The sequence below is a fragment of the Micromonospora sp. NPDC051227 genome, from assembly GCF_044455385.1.
GTDB lineage: Bacteria > Actinomycetota > Actinomycetes > Mycobacteriales > Micromonosporaceae > Micromonospora.
Map to the genome: position 1 here is coordinate 98,659 of NZ_JBITET010000001.1, position 15,364 is coordinate 114,022.

At 73.7% G+C, this 15,364-nt stretch carries 18 protein-coding genes; 7 read left to right on the top strand and 11 right to left on the bottom strand.

All coding sequences use genetic code 11. The features are described 5' to 3' along the window. Positions 1–63 precede the first annotated feature (63 nt). Positions 64–777: a TetR/AcrR family transcriptional regulator gene (locus ACIA47_RS00540; protein ID WP_396704202.1), complete on the bottom strand. Its 714-nt coding sequence runs from the start codon at positions 775–777 to the stop codon at positions 64–66. A gap of 85 nt (positions 778–862) precedes the next feature. On the opposite strand from ACIA47_RS00540, the gene ACIA47_RS00545 reads away from it, so the two are divergent. Then, on the top strand, positions 863–1,726 hold the full coding sequence (locus ACIA47_RS00545; RefSeq protein ID WP_396704204.1) for an NmrA family NAD(P)-binding protein: 864 nt from the start codon (positions 863–865) through the stop codon (positions 1,724–1,726). 16 nt (positions 1,727–1,742) lie between these two features. Here the strand turns inward: ACIA47_RS00545 and ACIA47_RS00550 are convergent, their stop codons facing one another. Next, on the bottom strand, positions 1,743–1,901 hold the full coding sequence (locus ACIA47_RS00550) for a hypothetical protein (protein ID WP_203121391.1): 159 nt from the start codon (positions 1,899–1,901) through the stop codon (positions 1,743–1,745). A gap of 47 nt (positions 1,902–1,948) precedes the next feature. Between ACIA47_RS00550 and ACIA47_RS00555 the strand changes: the two genes are divergently transcribed. After that, on the top strand, positions 1,949–2,425 hold the full coding sequence (locus tag ACIA47_RS00555; protein WP_396704206.1) for a hypothetical protein: 477 nt from the start codon (positions 1,949–1,951) through the stop codon (positions 2,423–2,425). A 13-nt stretch (positions 2,426–2,438) separates the two neighbouring features. Here ACIA47_RS00555 and ACIA47_RS00560 read toward each other — a convergent pair whose 3' ends face one another. Then, positions 2,439–3,443 (bottom strand): helix-turn-helix domain-containing protein, encoded by a 1,005-nt coding sequence (locus ACIA47_RS00560; protein ID WP_396704208.1) that lies wholly within the window; start codon positions 3,441–3,443, stop codon positions 2,439–2,441. Between the two features lie 82 nt (positions 3,444–3,525). Between ACIA47_RS00560 and ACIA47_RS00565 the strand changes: the two genes are divergently transcribed. Beyond that, positions 3,526–4,101, top strand: a complete 576-nt coding sequence (locus ACIA47_RS00565; RefSeq protein ID WP_396704210.1) for a maleylpyruvate isomerase N-terminal domain-containing protein — start codon at positions 3,526–3,528, stop codon at positions 4,099–4,101. A gap of 42 nt (positions 4,102–4,143) precedes the next feature. Here ACIA47_RS00565 and ACIA47_RS00570 read toward each other — a convergent pair whose 3' ends face one another. Beyond that, a complete protein-coding gene (locus ACIA47_RS00570) occupies positions 4,144–4,686 on the bottom strand; it encodes a GNAT family N-acetyltransferase (protein ID WP_203121397.1) in 543 nt (180 codons plus the stop codon). Positions 4,687–4,718: 32 nt separating this feature from the next. Continuing rightward, positions 4,719–5,207: a DUF1992 domain-containing protein gene (locus ACIA47_RS00575; protein WP_396704213.1), complete on the bottom strand. Its 489-nt coding sequence runs from the start codon at positions 5,205–5,207 to the stop codon at positions 4,719–4,721. A gap of 229 nt (positions 5,208–5,436) precedes the next feature. On the opposite strand from ACIA47_RS00575, the gene ACIA47_RS00580 reads away from it, so the two are divergent. After that, positions 5,437–6,087, top strand: a complete 651-nt coding sequence (locus ACIA47_RS00580; protein WP_091398236.1) for a LysE family translocator — start codon at positions 5,437–5,439, stop codon at positions 6,085–6,087. 9 nt (positions 6,088–6,096) lie between these two features. Here the strand turns inward: ACIA47_RS00580 and ACIA47_RS00585 are convergent, their stop codons facing one another. Genes ACIA47_RS00585 through ACIA47_RS00595 form a run of 3 tightly spaced genes read right to left on the bottom strand, consistent with a single transcriptional unit; the run spans position 6,097 to position 8,961 of the window. Beyond that, on the bottom strand, positions 6,097–6,921 hold the full coding sequence (locus ACIA47_RS00585; RefSeq protein ID WP_396704215.1) for an SDR family NAD(P)-dependent oxidoreductase: 825 nt from the start codon (positions 6,919–6,921) through the stop codon (positions 6,097–6,099). Then, positions 6,918–8,258: a flavin-containing monooxygenase gene (locus ACIA47_RS00590; protein ID WP_396704217.1), complete on the bottom strand. Its 1,341-nt coding sequence runs from the start codon at positions 8,256–8,258 to the stop codon at positions 6,918–6,920. Before ACIA47_RS00590 ends, ACIA47_RS00585 begins: the two co-directional genes overlap by 4 nt. 55 nt (positions 8,259–8,313) lie before the next feature. Further along, complete coding sequence (locus tag ACIA47_RS00595) at positions 8,314–8,961, bottom strand: TetR/AcrR family transcriptional regulator (RefSeq protein WP_396704219.1); 648 nt, start codon at positions 8,959–8,961, stop codon at positions 8,314–8,316. Positions 8,962–9,018: 57 nt separating this feature from the next. On the opposite strand from ACIA47_RS00595, the gene ACIA47_RS00600 reads away from it, so the two are divergent. From ACIA47_RS00600 to ACIA47_RS00610, 3 genes are all read left to right on the top strand, one after another. After that, positions 9,019–10,386 (top strand): MFS transporter, encoded by a 1,368-nt coding sequence (locus ACIA47_RS00600; RefSeq protein ID WP_396704221.1) that lies wholly within the window; start codon positions 9,019–9,021, stop codon positions 10,384–10,386. A 26-nt stretch (positions 10,387–10,412) separates the two neighbouring features. Then, positions 10,413–11,567, top strand: coding sequence for a hypothetical protein (locus tag ACIA47_RS00605; protein ID WP_396704223.1), 1,155 nt, complete (start codon positions 10,413–10,415; stop codon positions 11,565–11,567). Between the two features lie 231 nt (positions 11,568–11,798). After that, a complete protein-coding gene (locus tag ACIA47_RS00610; protein WP_091398247.1) occupies positions 11,799–12,140 on the top strand; it encodes an RNA polymerase-binding protein RbpA in 342 nt (113 codons plus the stop codon). 86 nt (positions 12,141–12,226) lie between these two features. Here ACIA47_RS00610 and ACIA47_RS00615 read toward each other — a convergent pair whose 3' ends face one another. The 3 genes from ACIA47_RS00615 to lnt all read right to left on the bottom strand — a co-directional run bounded on the left by ACIA47_RS00615 (position 12,227) and on the right by lnt (position 15,319). Beyond that, positions 12,227–12,745, bottom strand: a complete 519-nt coding sequence (locus ACIA47_RS00615; RefSeq protein ID WP_396704225.1) for an FxsA family protein — start codon at positions 12,743–12,745, stop codon at positions 12,227–12,229. Between the two features lie 68 nt (positions 12,746–12,813). Continuing rightward, positions 12,814–13,623 (bottom strand): polyprenol monophosphomannose synthase, encoded by an 810-nt coding sequence (locus tag ACIA47_RS00620; protein WP_396704227.1) that lies wholly within the window; start codon positions 13,621–13,623, stop codon positions 12,814–12,816. Positions 13,624–13,657: 34 nt separating this feature from the next. Further along, positions 13,658–15,319, bottom strand: a complete 1,662-nt coding sequence (gene lnt, locus ACIA47_RS00625; protein ID WP_396705313.1) for an apolipoprotein N-acyltransferase — start codon at positions 15,317–15,319, stop codon at positions 13,658–13,660. Between the last annotated feature and the right edge of the window lie 45 nt (positions 15,320–15,364).

Below are 15,364 nucleotides of genomic sequence, written 5' to 3' on the forward strand. Positions count from 1 at the left end.
TCGCGGTCAGCTGAAAGCTATCTCCCCCGGCCTGCTCCCGTCGACTGCTTTCCGGCCAGGTGATCACGGCGTCGGGTGGGCCAGTGACCGGCGCAGCCACTCGGCCATCAGCGCACGTTCGGCATCGGTGAGCCCCGGGAGGTCGGGCAGCACCGTCGCGAAGGTCACCGCGACCGCGCTCGTGGTGGTGTCGGGTGTCGCCGGAGCTGTCGCCAGGATGCTGGTGAGCACGGCATCGAGCATGGCCTCACCCAGGCCGAGGTCGCGCTGGTCGGCGGGCATTCCCAGCAGGGTGAGGATGGTTCCGTTGCCCGCAGAGTGGATCATCAGGAGCGCGCGCTGCTCGTCGACCCGGAGGAGGCCGGCCTCGGCGAGTCGCCGGACGCGGCGACGGAGCACGTCGAGGCCGGCGACCGTTGCCGGCGAGGGCGCTCCGCTCCCCCGCGCGGCGAGCAGCGCGTACAGCTCGGGGTTTGTCAGGCCGAACTCCACGTGTGCGCGCCATCCGGAGCGCAGGTCCGCGACGGGGTCGCCCGTCGCGACGTCCACTGCGGCCGATTTGCCGCTGACGTAGGTGGCCATGACGTGCTCGGCGACCGCGTCGATGAGGCCGTCCTTGTCGCCGAACAGGCGATAGATGGTCGGCGCCTGCACGCCAGCGGCCTGGGCGACGGCGCGCGTCGTCACCGCGTTGGCGCCCTTCTCGCGCAGCAGTTGGGTCGCTGCCGAGACGATGCCCGCACGGACGTCGTCGCGGGTGTCCTGCGTCGTGACCATGAACCGATGCTAACAGCGACTTGTTATCCGCGAATTATCGCTGCTAACGTTCTTAGCGTAACGCAGATAACAAGGAGTGTTCATCATGATCGTCGTCACCGGTGCCACTGGTCAGCTGGGGTCCCAGATCGTCGACCGGCTGCTCGACCGGCTGCCACCCGACGCCGTCGGCGTGAGCGTGCGCGACGTCGACAGAGCCGCGGGCCTCGCCGAGCGTGGGGTGCGGGTGCGCGCCGGAGACTTCACCGACCCGGCGACGCTGGGGCGCGCCTTCGAGGGTGCCGACAAGGTCCTCGTCGTCTCCGCCGCCATCCGCGGCCCCGGCGCGCTCGTCGCCAACCGCGCCGCCATCGACGCCGCCCGCGCCGCGGGAGCCAAACGGGTCCTGTACACCAGCCACCAGGCCGCCTCCCGGGACTCGCTCTTTCCCGCCCAGCCCACGCACGCCGTAACCGAGGAGCACCTCGCCGGGCTGGGGGTTCCCTTCACCGCCCTGCGCAACGGGTTCTACGCGAGCACGCTCAGCTTCTCCATCCGTACGGCGCTGGAGACCGGTCGACTCGTGGCACCGGCGGACGGCCCGGTGTCCTGGACCGCACACGCCGACCTGGCCGAGGCCGCAGCCGCGGCCCTGACCGAGGAGGGCCTGCTCGACGGGGTCACGGCACCGCTGACCGCCTCGGAGATGCTCGACCTCGAAGCGGTGGCAGCCATCCTCAGCGACGTCACGGGCCGCACCGTCGAACGTGTCGTCGCCGAGGACGACCAGTGGCGGGCGTCCTCCATCGAGCGGGGCATGCCCGCGGCGGCGGCCGACTTCACTCTCGGCATGTACCGCGCGGCGCGGGAAGGCGAGTTCGCCGTGACCGACCCGACGTTGGAGACAGTCATCGGTCACCGCCCGACATCGGTCCGCTCGGTGCTCGAAGCCATCGTCGCCCAGCGCTGACGCGCTCGCGAGCCGGTCAGCGCAGCATCGCCCGGATCATTCGACGGGTCGCGACGTACATCGCGATCGAGCCGAACGCGAGGAGGTAGGCGCCGCCGGCGGCGAACGCGTACGCGATCAGCAGCGACGCCGGCGGAATGCACGATTCGAGCAGAGGTACGTAACTCCTCGACACCTCGTGGATTTGACCCTCGACCGGGTCGAGGCCCGACCATCGGCGACATGAGCGACCAAGCGACCGCCGACCCGACCATGACCCGCATCATCGAGGCCGTCCAGCTCGGCCAGAGCGGCGGACCTGCCCGGGCCCGTGAACTGCTCACCGCGTTGTGGGACGAGCTCGGCACCACCGGTGACGCCCTGCACCGCTGCACCCTGGCGCACTACCTCGCCGACCTGCAGGACACCACCGAGGCGGAACTGGCCTGGGACGAACGAGCCCTGGCCGCCGTGTTCGAGCTGACCGACGAACGTGCCCAGGAATATCTGCCCTCGCTCCAGGTTCAGGCGTTCCTGCCGTCGCTGTACCTCAACCTGGCCGACTGCCACCGACGCCTGGGCAACGTCGGCCTGGCCCGGGAGCACCTCGCCCGAGCCCGCGAACACCTGGTGCGGCTACCCGACGACCCCTACGGCGAGAGCATCCGCGCCGCTGTCAGTGACTTCGGCGAGAACGATCCGACCGACCGCCGGCGGTAGCGGTCGGCGGCGGTCACCGGTTCTGGCGAGCGACGCCCGTCCGGTACTCCTGCGGTGAACGTCCATAGTGAGCACGGAAGAGGCGGCTGAAATGGGCCTGGTCCGGAAAACCCCAGCGGGCGGCTATGACATGGACCGGCTGCCGCAGCAGCGGGTTGCCGAGATCACGCCGGCACTGCTCCAGACGCTTGGAGCGGATGAGTTCGGCAACCGTCGTCGCCTCCGCCTCGAACAGGCGATGCAGCGACCGCAGCGAGATGTGGTGGGCGGCGGCGACGCTACTCGGGCTGAGCTCGTTGCTGTCGAGGTGGCGGTCGATGAAGTCGACCACGCGGGCCCGCAGCGCGGTGTGCCGTGCCTCCGGCGACAGGACGCCCTCGATGTCGAGGCGTTGGGCGAGCGTGGCGGTGAGCAGGTCCAGCGCCACGGCGCCCAGCATCTCGGCCTGGTTGGGCTCGTACTGCTCCGGGTGCGACACGATGCTTTGCAGATGCTGAATTAGCAGTCCGCCGACGCCGAGATGTGCCGGCATCGGCCTGGCCAGCAGACAGTGGAGCCGATCCGGCGGCAACGGCAGCGCCGCGTAGGGGATCTGCACGGTGATCGTCGTGGCGAGACCGGGGCCGTCCGCCTGGTGCCGGGCGGTGTGCGGACGCGCGGTGTCCAGCAGGGTGAAGTGGCTGGCGGCGACGAGCGCGGTCTCGGTGCGGTCCTGGACCAGGGTGCTGCGACCCGTCAGTGGCAGCGTGAGCTGGTAGATGTCCGTCTCGGTTCTGCGGGCCAGCCCGGCGGGCCGGGTGGCGTGCAGCGAGGGGTACCGCAGCGAGGCCAACCGGATCCGACCGAGGTCGATGGCCTGGGCGTACGCGACGAAGTCGTCCAGCCGTGCGCTGGTGATGTGCACGGGTGCCGTCTCCTGGGCGACCAGGGCGTACCAGAACTCGAACCGGTCCGCCGGCGGCAGTACCGTCGTGTCCACCACCAGGTTGGACAACATTCCGCTCGCCTCCCGCCACATGCGAGGATGGATTCTTGCACGCCTCGACGTTCTTCACCCATGACGGGATTTCCACGCCCGGTGTTGCCCGGTGGGTTGGCGAATGTCGGCCGTGACCGGCGCCGACCTGCGGGAGGCGGCCGAGGAGATGACCCGGGTGCTGCTGCCACACCGGGACCGCGACTGGTCGGTGCCGGCCGGCTCGCTGAGGTGGAGCTGCTGGACCACCGCGGCGCACGTCGCGCACGACCTCCTCGCGTACGCGGGCCAGGTCACCGGCCGCCCGGATGACGCCTACCTGCCGTACGACCTGTGGGTCTCCCCCGACGCGAGCCCGACGCAGGTGCTCACAGTGGTGCGGGCCTGCGCCGGTCTGCTCGCCGCCGCCGTCGACGCCGCCCCGCCGGACACGCGGGCCTGGCACTGGGGCCCGTGCGATCCGGCCGGGTTCGCCGCCATGGGCGTGGCCGAGACCCTGCTGCACACCCACGACATCACTCTCGGCCTCGGTGTGCCGTGGCAGCCGCCGCAGCGGTTGAGCGCGCTGGTGCTGCGGCGGCTCTTCCCGGACGCCCCGGCCGGGGCGGCACCCGAGGTGCTGCTCTGGATGACCGGTCGCGGTGAGCTGCCCGGCCGTGCCCGGCGCACGTCCTGGAGTTGGCGGGCCGCAGTCGACTGACTCGCACCAGCGTCGAGGGGCGGGTGGTCGCCCGCCGACCGGCTAGCCGGCGTGCAGCGAGTGCCGGTGGCCGTCGAGCGGGAAGGGCGGCCGGGCCGGCAACATCTCCTGGAACACGAAGCCGCACTTCTGCGCCACCCGGCAGGACGCCACATTGTCCACCTGGTGCAGCAGGTCGAGACGCGTCACCTCGGGGAACCGGTCGAACGCCCAGCGGCTCAGCGCGGTGACCGCGCGCGGGGCGACGCCGCGGCCGCGTGCCCACGACGCCGTCCAGTAGCCGACCTCCGGGGCCGAACGCTCCGGTGTGACCCCCTTGAGCACCACGTTGCCCACCAGCCGAGCGCCGTCGGCCTGCTCTTCGACGACGGCGAAGGTGTACCGCCGGCCGTCGGCCCAGTCGCGCAGCGCGCCGTCCAGCCACCGCCGGGCCTCGGCGGCGGTGGTCACCGGAGCTCTGGTCCAGCGGCGCAGGACCGGATCCCGGTACGCCTGCACCAGCTCATCCAGGTCGTCGGCGCACCACTGACGCAGGGCGACACCCGACGTCGAGGGCAGGTCGGGTGACCGCGATTCGATCAGCATCGGCACAGTCTGCCGTGGCCGTGGCCGTGGAGTCAGCCCCGACGGCGCCACGGCCACCACCAGCTGCGGCGAGGCCGGCGCGCTGGCGGCAGAACGGCTGCCGCTTCGGTGACGGTCGTCGTGGGCTCGGGCCGGGCCCGCTCGGCGCGCCAACGGCGGACCACGTCCTCGGTGTTCACCGGGCGCACCGCGACCCGGGGGCCGTCGTCGGGGAAGCGCAGCCACGCCACGATCTGCGCGTTCAACTGCCCCACGAAGTCGCGGACGGACTGTTCGGTGGGCAGGTCACGGACCTCGTCGGGGACCTGCTCGATGCGTCGGCGCAGTTGCAGCGACGTGGGCAGGAGCAGGTCACTGGGGAGCGCCTCGCGCTCCAGGAAGCTCTTGATCCACCACGCCTCGTCATACGGCGCCCCACGACCGGGGATCGGCTTGCCCATGCCGGGCAGGTCGTCGAACTCGCCGCGCTGAACGGCATCCTGGATCTTCGCCTCCACTGACGCTTCCCACGCCTCGGTCACCGTGCGGCACCTCCCTGGCCACCGTAACGCGCCGCCTCCGGCCGGCGACACGCACTTGCCAGGGGTCAGCACGCCCACGACGGTGCGCATTCCCGCCAACGGTGCTGCCGTCGCACCGAACGCGAGTGGATCACCCCGGATCGCAGGCCACGGCCTGCCAGGTGGCCCTGGGTTGGGATGTTCATCCCGATTACGGTCGGTGAGGGAATACCGAACGGGGGGAAACGTCGTGGTGAGTACTGGTGCACTGCTGGGCATCGCGCTGGTGGCGTTGGGGCTGGTGCTCACGCCCGGCCCGAACATGGTCTACCTGGTCTCCCGCTCGGTGGCGCAGGGCCGCAGGGCCGGGCTGGTCTCACTGCTCGGGGTGGCCGCCGGCTTCGGCGTCTACCTGGCGGCGGCGGTCGCCGGCCTGGCCACCGTCTTCGTCCTGGTGCCGACGCTGTACGCGGTGGTGAAGCTGGCCGGCGCCGGCTACCTGCTCTGGCTGGCCTGGCGGACGCTGCGTCCGGGTGGGCACTCGCCGTTCAGGCCGGCGCCGCTGCCGCCGGACCCGCCCCGGCGGCTGTTCACCATGGGCCTGGTCACCAACCTGCTGAACCCGAAGATCGCGATCCTCTACGTGTCGCTGCTACCGCAGTTCATCGACCCGACGCGGGGGCATCTGGCCACGCAGAGCCTGCTGCTCGGTCTGACCCAGATCGTCGTGGCGCTGAGCGTGAACGCGCTGATCGTGCTCAGCGCCGGCTCGCTGGCCGGGTTCTTCGCCCGCCGGCCGGTCTGGTTGCGGGTGCAGCGCTGGGTGACCGGCACCGCGCTCGCGGCGTTGGCCGTGCGCATCGCCGCCGACCGCTCGCGCGCGGCCGTCGCCACGCCCTGACCCGGGCTGTCAGCGCCCCCGGTGGCGGCCGAGCATCCCGGCGGCCAGCGGCGCGGCGTCCAGGTCACCGGCGGCGAGGCGGGCGGCGAGGGTACGGCGTACCAGCCGGTCGGCCAGCGCGGGCGCGTGCCGGCCGACGGCCATCTCCAGCCGGCCGCGTGCGGTGGTCGCCACGTCCCGGGGCGCCCGCCGGGCGGTGGCGGTCCGCAGGATCGCCGCGACCACCCCTTCGACGGGCTCGGGGCGCGACACCCCTTGCAGGGACAGCCCGGCCTCGGCGGTGCTGTCGTGGATCGGTGAGGCGACCATGCTCGGGTAGACGACGCTCACCCCGACGTGGGTGCCCACCTCGTGGCGCAGCGCGTCGGCGTAGGCGACCACTGCCCGTTTGCTCACCCCGTACGCGGCGGCGAGCGGGAGGGGCAGCACCGCCATCCGGCTGGCCACGAAGATCACCCGCCCGCGTGCGGTGAGCAACGGGGGCAGCGCGGCGGCGGTGGTGCGCCAGGCGGCGAGCAGGTTGACCTCCAGTTGTCGGCGGACCACCTCGTCGGGCGGCAACTCGGCCGGCGCGGGACCACCGACCCCGGCGTTGTTGATCAGCAGGTCGAGCCCGCCGAGCTGGTCGACGGCGGCCCGCACCGCCGCCGGTACGGCATCCGGGTCGGTCAGGTCGCAGCCCAGTACCGGCACGTCGTCGTCGGGGCGGGCGTGCAGGTCGAGCCCCACCACCCGGGCGCCGGCCGCGCTCAGCGCGGCGCCGAGGTGGCGGCCGAAGGTCCCGCTCGCCCCGGTGACCAGCACCCGCCGACCGGCCAGGGATCGGCCGCTCACCGGGGTGCCCCCACCGAGGGCGCCGTGCCGGAGCGTGCGCGGCGGGTCCCGGCGGTCAACTCGCGGGCCAGCTCGGCCAGGTAGACGTCGAAGTCCACCCGCATCGCCGGGCGGCGCTGACCCCAGCGGGCCGTCGCGGCCCGTAGTTCGGCCCGGCAGGCGGCGCGCTGTCGCTCCGGGTCCGGCAGCGCGTACCGCCCGGCGAGGTGCGCCGCGATCAGCTTGGCCTGCGCCTCGACGAGGGGGAACGCGGACCCGGTGGACTGCATCAACCCGACGAAGCTCAGCCCGGGGGCGTCGGGGTGGAACACGTGCCGGTACAACGGCAGGGTGTCGGCGCCTTCGGCGAGCAGCGCCGGGTCGAGGAACGGGACGTCCACCCGGTAGCCGGTGCACCAGATGATCAGATCGACGCTGTCGCTGCGGCCGTCGGTGAACTCCACCCGGTCGCCGTCGAGGGCGGCGACACCGGGTCGGGCCTCGACGTCACCGTGGGTCAGCCGCGACAGCAACCCGTCGGAGAGCGTCGGGTGGTCCTGCAGGAAGCCGTGCGTCGGTGCGGGCAGCCCGTAGCGGGTGGGGTTGCCGACGGTGGCGCTCAGCATCGTCTGGCTGATGCGTTGGCGCAGACGCCACGGCAGCCGGCGGGCCAACGCCCCGTTGAGGGTGTCCGAGGGGCGCCCCAGCAGGTACTTCGGCACCACCCAGACGCCCCGGCGCAGCGACAGCAGGGTGCGGGTGGCGGCGTACGACGCGTCGACGGCGATGTCCATCGCGGAGTTGCCGCCGCCGACGACCAGGACCCGCCGGCCGGCCAACTGCTCCGGGCCCCGGTAGTCGTGGCTGTGGATCTGCTCAGCGGTGCAGGTGCCGGGGTAGCCGGGGTCGGGCAGCCGGGGCACCCGGTTGTGCCCGTTGGCGACGACCACGGCGTCGACGGTGACCTCGACCGGGCCGCTCGGGCCGCTGGCGGCCACCGTCCAGGTGCCGGTGGGATGCTGGGTGACCCGCTCGACCGTGTGGCGCAGCCGGATGGTGTCGGCCAGCCCGAAGCGCGCGGCGTAGTCGGCGAGGTAACCGGCGACGCGACGGTGGTCGGGGTAGTCGGGCCAGTCGGTGGGCATCGGGTGGTCGGCGAACTGGGTGCGACCACGGCTGGTGTTGAGGTGCAGCGTGCGGTACGCGGGCGAGTCGGGTGCCCCGTACACCCAGAGGCCACCAACCTGCTCGGCGGCCTCGAAGCCCACCGTTGGCACGTCGACGTCGCGTAGTGCCTTGACCGCGGCGAGCCCGGCGGCGCCGGCCCCGATCACCGCCACCCGCTGTGGTACGCCCATTGCCGCCCCCATTAATCCAACGTCCGATGGATAATCGTCGCGCGGCAGCGGCCCGTCAAGGGGTCGGTGACCCGTACAGCCCGTCGAGCAGGCGGTGCACGAACGCCCGGAACTCGCGTCGTTCCCGAGCGCCGGGCGCGCCCGCGGCCAGCGCCACCACGTGCCCGTGCGTCGCCCACACCAGACTGCGCACGGTGATGTGCGGGGTCGGCTCGGCGAGGGCGCCGGTCGCCGCGGCGGCGGTGAGCAGCTCCGCGACCAGCCGGTACAACGGGTCGGCGTAGCGCTGGTCGAGCTCGGCGTGCCGCTGCGGTTCCAACCAGCGGCGCAGCCACAGCGCGGTGGTCTCGGGGCGGTCCTCCAGGAAGTCGACGAAGACGTCGACCAGCTCGTGCAGGGCCCGTCGCGCCGCGTCCGGACCGGCGTCGAGAGCGGCGCGGGCCTGCTCGGTGGCCTCGGTCAGCACGTCCCGTTCGGCGGCGAACACCCGGGCGAAGCAGGCGTCGTAGAGCGCTGCCTTCGTACCCGTGTGGTGCGCGACAGTGGCGACGTCGACCCCGGCGGCGGCGGCGACCTCCCGCAGCCCGACGGCGTCGAAGCCCCGCTCGGCGAAGAGCGCGGTCGCCGCGGTGAGCACCACCTCGCGGGTCGGCCGGGTCTCGTCGCGGCGGGGCCGACCCGGGCGGCGGCGGGGCATGGTCATGGCCGCCATTCTGCCCCTAGAATCCAGCAACCGTTGGATTGCGGAGAGGATGCGGCGATGACCGGGCTGGACCGGCGGCCCGCGGTCGCCACCGACGCGACGCTGCCGCGCGGGCCCCTGGCGGGCTTCGCGGCCGGCTCGCTCGGCATGGGTGTCTGGGTGACAGTTCCCGGCCTGCTGCTGCTCTACTTCCTCACCGACGTGCTGGCCGTCGGGCCGTGGCTGGCCGGCCTGGCGCTGCTGCTGCCGAAGATCGCCGACGTGCTGCTGCACCCCTGGGTGGGGCACCGCGCCGACGTCGAGCAGACCCGACGCGGCGACCGTCGTCGCCTGCTGCTGCTCGGTTGCGCCCTGCCGGTCGCGTTCGCCGCGCTCTTCGCGGTGCCCGGCGGCCTGACCGGCGCGCCGGCCGCGGCGTGGGTGGCGGTGTTCTTCATCGCCGGCAACCTGCTCTTCGCCACTTACCAGGTCCCCTACCTGTCCACCCCGGCCGACCTGCGCATCGGCTACCACGAACGCACCCGGCTGATGGCGTTCCGGATGGTGGTGCTGACCCTCGGCATCCTGGTCTCCGGACTGCTGGCCCCGCTGCTCACCGGCGGCGACGCCGCGACGCGGGGCGGCTACCAGCGGATGGGCGTGGTTCTCGCCGCGGGGATGCTGGTGGCCATGCTGGTCGGTGTCGCCGGCATCGCCCGGCTGCGCGGGTCCGCGCCGGCCAGCAGCGCGTCCGGGCACGGCGGGTGGCGGGCGTTGCGCACGGCGCTGCGCGACAGGCAGTTCCGGTGGCTGGTCGCCGCGTACCTGGCGATGTCCACCACCACCCATCTGGTGCTCGCCGGAGTGCCGTACTACGCCGAGTACGAGCTGCGCGCCCCCGGCCTGACCACGGTGCTGGTGGCCGCGTTCGTGGCGCCGGCGCTGCTGGTCACCCCGGCCTGGCTGGTGGTGGCCCGACGCGTCGGCAAGCAGCGGGCGCTGCTCGGCGCGCAGGGCGCGTTCGCGGTCGGCTCCCTGGTGTTGGCGGTGGGCCGACCGGCCGGCCTGCCGGTGCTCATCGCCGCGGTGGCGGTGCTCGGGGTGGCGTTCGCCGGAATGCAGTTGCTGCCGTTCTCGATGCTGCCCGACGTGATCCGCGCCGCCAGCAACGCCGGCAGCGCCGGCAGCACCGGGGCCGGCACCTACACCGGGGTGTGGACGGCCACCGAGGCCACCGGCGCGGCCCTGGGCCCGTACGCGTACGCGCTGTGCCTGACCGTGGGTGGTTTCGTGGCCTCGACGGCCGGTGAGTCGCCGGTGCAGCCGGACGCCGCGCTCGCGGCGGTCCGCTACGGCTTCGGGTTGCTGCCGGCGGTGGCGATGCTCGCGGCGCTGCTACTGCAACGCCGCTACACCCTGGACGTGACGGCCCGGGCGGCGAGCTGATCGGCCGGCACTAGACTTCGCCCTCGATGGACGCCCAGCCCAGCACCACCGAGACCCGCCCGTGCGCCCACTGTGGAGCGCCGGTGCCGCAGCGTGTCGGCGCGGGTCGACCGTTTCGCTACTGCCGCGACAACGACGGCGCCTGCCAGCGCGCCTCCCGCAACAGTCGGATGCGGCACCGCAACGCCCCCGGTCTGCCCGGGCAGGTGGCCCGCACCTGGGAGGCGGTGGACCGACTCGACCAGATCGTCGAGACGTTGACCGAGTCGCTGCACGCCGAGTTGTCCCCGGTGGGTGTGCAGCGGCAGCTCGCGCAGGTCCGCGCGGAGGCGGCCACCGAGATCGCGGCGGCGCAGACCGAACGCGACGAGGCCCGCGACGACGCCGAGACCGCGGCGGCCGACGCGGCGCGCGCCCGTGAGCAGGCCCGTGACGCCCGCGCCGAGGCCGACGACGCTCGCCAGCGCGCCGAACAGGCGCACCGGCAGGCCGACGCCGCCGACGAACGGGCGCGGCACGCCGAGGCCGCCCGCGACCAGGCGCGCCACGACGCCAGCGCCGCCGAGGCGCTGCGCGCCCAGGCCGAGCGCGACCGGGACCAGGCCCGCGCCGAGGTGCGGGACCTGCGCACGCAGCGCGACGCCGAACGGCAGCGGGTGGCCGACCTGGGCGTGGAACGCGACGCGCTGCGCGCCGAGGCCGAACGGGCCAGCCAGGCCGCCGCCGAGGCGACCGAGCGGGCCGGGCGGTGGCAGGCCGAGGTGCAGGACGTCCGGCGCCAGATCGAGCAGTCCCGCGCCGATGCGGCGCGGACCCGCACCGAGGCCGCCGACGCCGCCCGGGCGCGCGAGCAGGCCGACCGGGCCCGCGACCGCGCCGAGGTCGCCGCCCGGCAGGCCGACGACGCCCGGCAGGAGGCCGCGGAGCTGGCCGCGCGGCTGCGCGCGGAGGTGGCGGCCCTGGCCGCCCAGCGCGACACGCTCACCGCCGAGCTGACCGTGGCCCGGCAGGCCGCGGCGACCGCCGAGGGTCACCGCACCGCCCTGACGGTACGACTCGAGGCCGCCGAGACCGACCGGGACCTGGCCCAGCGGCGGGTGGCGCAGCTCGGCGACCAGGTCAGTGACCTGGCGTTGGCGTTGGCCCGCCTCGGCGCCGCCACTCCCGGCGACGCCACCTGATGATCGTCGCGCAACCTTCGGTAGGCTCGGGCGGTTAACCTCCCCGGTGGCAGCGGGCACACACCGTTGTCCCGACCCGCCTGGGGATCACCTCACCGGGTGAGCGTCCCGGCCGGTTACCCTTGGTCGCGGCCCACCCGTGGATGCCTCACGCCCTCGGGCGGGAATGGCTCGACGGGGACGCACCGTTACACCCAGAAGACCAGCACCACGAACGAGGGGAAGTCGATCATGGGCGAGCGTATGCTGCGCGGAAGCCGCCTTGGCGCGGTGAGCTATGAATCCGACCGCAACACGGAGCTCGCGCCGCGTCAGACCCGCGAGTACCTCTGCGCCAAGGGCCACCAGTTCGAGGTGCCGTTCGCCGTCGACGCCGAGGTCCCGACGACCTGGGAATGCAAGTTCGACGGCAGCGTCGCCCGACTCGTCGACGGCAACGAGCCGGAGCAGAAGAAGGCCAAGCCGCCGCGTACCCACTGGGACATGCTTCTGGAGCGGCGTTCCATCGCCGAACTGGAGGACATCCTGGAGGAGCGCCTGCAGGAGGTTCGGACCCGCCGCGGCCGCGCCTGAGCCGCACGACGCACGATGACGGCGCCCCCGGGGTTTTCCCCGGGGGCGCCGTCGTGTCTGTCCTGAGCGCGGTAGGTGGCCTGGTCTCAGTGCCGGCCGGGCTCGACGATCTCGCCCTCGATGGCCCGACCGCCGTCGACCACCACCGGCTGTTCCGGCTGCGGGGACGGTTGCGGCGCACCTTGGCGCACCCGCACCGTGCGGGGCCCGAACAGGTCACCGGCGACCATCGACGACACCCGCCGCTCGGTGCCGCGGCGCACCCCGGCGCGGGCCAGTCGACGCACCGGCGGCACCAGCAGCAGCAACCCGACCACCCCACTGACCAGGCCGGGCACCGCCAGCAACAGCGCACCGGCCAGACCGACGAGCCCGTCGGTCACCTGCCCACCCGGGGGCTGTCCGGCCGCCGCCGCGGCGCGGAAACCACGCCAGGCGCGCATCCCCTCGCGGCGCAGCAGCACCAACCCCAGCAGGGACGCGGCGAACACCAGCAACACCGCCACGCCGAACCCCAGCGCCCGCCCCACGCCGACGAACACCGCCAGCTCCAGCACCACCGCCAGCAACAGGGCCAACGGTACGAACCTCAGTCCTCGGCGCATCTCACCTCATCGCCATTCCTGCGGACACCACGGCCGTGTCCCGCTCATCCAGCATGACACGGCCGCGCTCACGGCCACCGTGCCTGGCCGGTGGCGGTGCCGTGCAGGCCCCGGCGCACCGCCTGGCGTCGGTCGCGCACTCCCCAGGCGGTGATCCGCCACAGCGCCTCGGCCACGATCTTCGGGCTCATCTTGCTGTCGCCGCGTTCCCGCTCGGCGAAGGTGATCGGCACCTCCACGATCCGTACCCCGGCGCGGTGCGCCAGCCGCGACAGCTCCACCTGGAACGAGTAGCCCTGCGAGGTCACCGAATCCAGGTCGATGGCGTCCAACGCGCTGATCCGGTACACCCGGTAACCGCCGGTGGCGTCCGAGACGGGCATGCCCAGCGCCAGACGCGCGTACAGGTTGCCGCCGCGCGACAGCAACAGCCGCCGCAGCGGCCAGTTGAGCACCCGCGCCCCCCTGGTCCACCGGGAGCCGATCACCACATCGGCGTCGCGGGCGGCATCCAGCAGCGCCGGCAGGTCCTCCGGAGCGTGCGAGCCGTCCGCGTCCATCTCCACGACCGCCTGGTAGCCACGGTCGCGCGCCCACCCGAACCCGGCCAGGTACGCAGCGCCCAGGCCCTGCTTGCCCCGGCGGTGCAGCACCTGCACGTGCGCGTCGCCGTCGGCGAGGGCGTCGGCGATCGCGCCGGTGCCGTCGGGGCTGTTGTCGTCGGCGATGAGGATCCGCACCGCCGGGGCGGCCCGCCGGACCCGGCCCACGATCACAGCGATGTTGTCCGCCTCGTTGTAGGTGGGAATCACCACCAGCACCCGGCCCACCCCGGGCACCTCGTCCGCGCGTCGGATCGTATCGGTCGCCTGGATCACGGTTCCTCCGCTCCCGCCGGCGTACCGGCTGTTGCTATCCGGGCCTGCCCCGCTCCCGCCGGCGCAGCACCGCCGCACCGACCAGGGCCGCCGCGGCCAGCGCGGCGAGCGCCACCTCGGGCCACCAGCCGAGGCGGGTGGCGAGGGTGCGTCCGTCGTCGAGCCGCAACTGCCGCACCACGACCTCCCGGGTGTTGAACCCGGTGGCATCGCTTACCCGCCCGTCGGGTGCGACGAACCCGGACACCCCGACCGTGGAGGCCATCAACGCCGGCCGTCCGTGCTCCACCGCCCGCAGCCGCACCATGGCCATCTGCTGGCGGGCCTCCGCCACGTTGAAGGTGGCGTTGTTGGTCTGCACCACCAGCAGTTGCGCGCCGCCGGTGACGGTGTCGCGGACCACCTCGTCGTAGGCGACCTCGAAGCAGATCACGTCACCGAGCACGGTGGGCCCGGCGCGTACCACGCCCGGGGTGCTTCCGGGCACGAAGTCGTTGCGGATCAGGTCGACCTTCTTGCTGACCATGCGGGCCACGTCGCGCAGCGGCACGTACTCGGCGAACGGCACCGGGTGGCGTTTCGTGTACAGCTGCTCAAGGTCCGCGCCGGTGCCGGGGCGCCACAGGATGCCCGCGTTGCGGACCTGCCCGGCGTCGGGGCCCAGCAGCACCGCGCCGACCAGGATCGGCGCGCCGATGGTGTCGGCGGCCTGCGAGATGCGCGCACCGGCGGTGGGGTTGCGCAGCGGGTCGATGTCGCTGGAGTTCTCCGGCCACACCACCAGGTCGGGTTTGCGCTGCTGCCCGGCGGCCACCCGCTCGGCCAGCTTGATGGTGGCGTCGACGTGGTTGTTGAGCACCGCCTGCCGTTGGGCGTTGAAGTCCAGGCCCAGCCGGGGCACGTTGCCCTGCACGATCGCCACGGTGACGTCGGCGCCGGACCCGGCGGTGGCGACCGGCACCAGCAGACCCCCGGCGGTCAGCGCGACGGCCACGACGGCCGGTACGACCACAGGCGCCCAGCGCCACCCCGCCGCACCCCCGACGGTCGGCGGGGCGTCCAGCGGGCCGTCAGCGCCCGGCACGGCGTCGCTCGGCGTGGTGGTGGGCTCAGCTGCGTGGCGCTGGGCGGTGATCCAGCCCCGCCAGACGGCGCTCACCAGCAACCCGCCGATGAGGGCCACGACGAAGGTGATCAACGGGGCGCCGCCCAGCGCGGCCAGCCGCAGCAGCGGTGAGCCGTCCTGGCTGAACGCCAACCGCCCCCACGGGAACCCGCCGAACGGGGTGCGGTCGCGCAGCGCCTCCTGCCCGACCCAGAGCAGCCCGGTCAGCGTCGGCCACGCCCAGCGGGCGCGGTCGACCAGCGGCGACACCCAGGCGGTGGCCGCGCCCAGCAACGCCAGGTAGCCGGCCTGCAGCAGCGACAGCAGCACCCACGGCAGGTAGCCGGTGTGCAGGTTCGTCCAGGCCAGCAGCGGGGCGAAGAACGCCACCCCGGTCAGGAAGCCCAGGCCGGCGCCGGCGCGCAACCGCCGCCGGTGCGCGGCGGCGGCCAGCAACGCCACCCCGACCGGCGCGAGCGGCCACACCCCGTACGGGGGGAACGCCACCAGCAGAGCCAGCCCGGCGGCCACGGCCAGGGGCACGGCGACCCGCAGCGGCAGCGGCCGACCGGGAGCGACCGGCCGGGGCAGCGCCGCCGGGGAGTGCGTCTCATCCCGGTCCAGGGTCGTCACCGC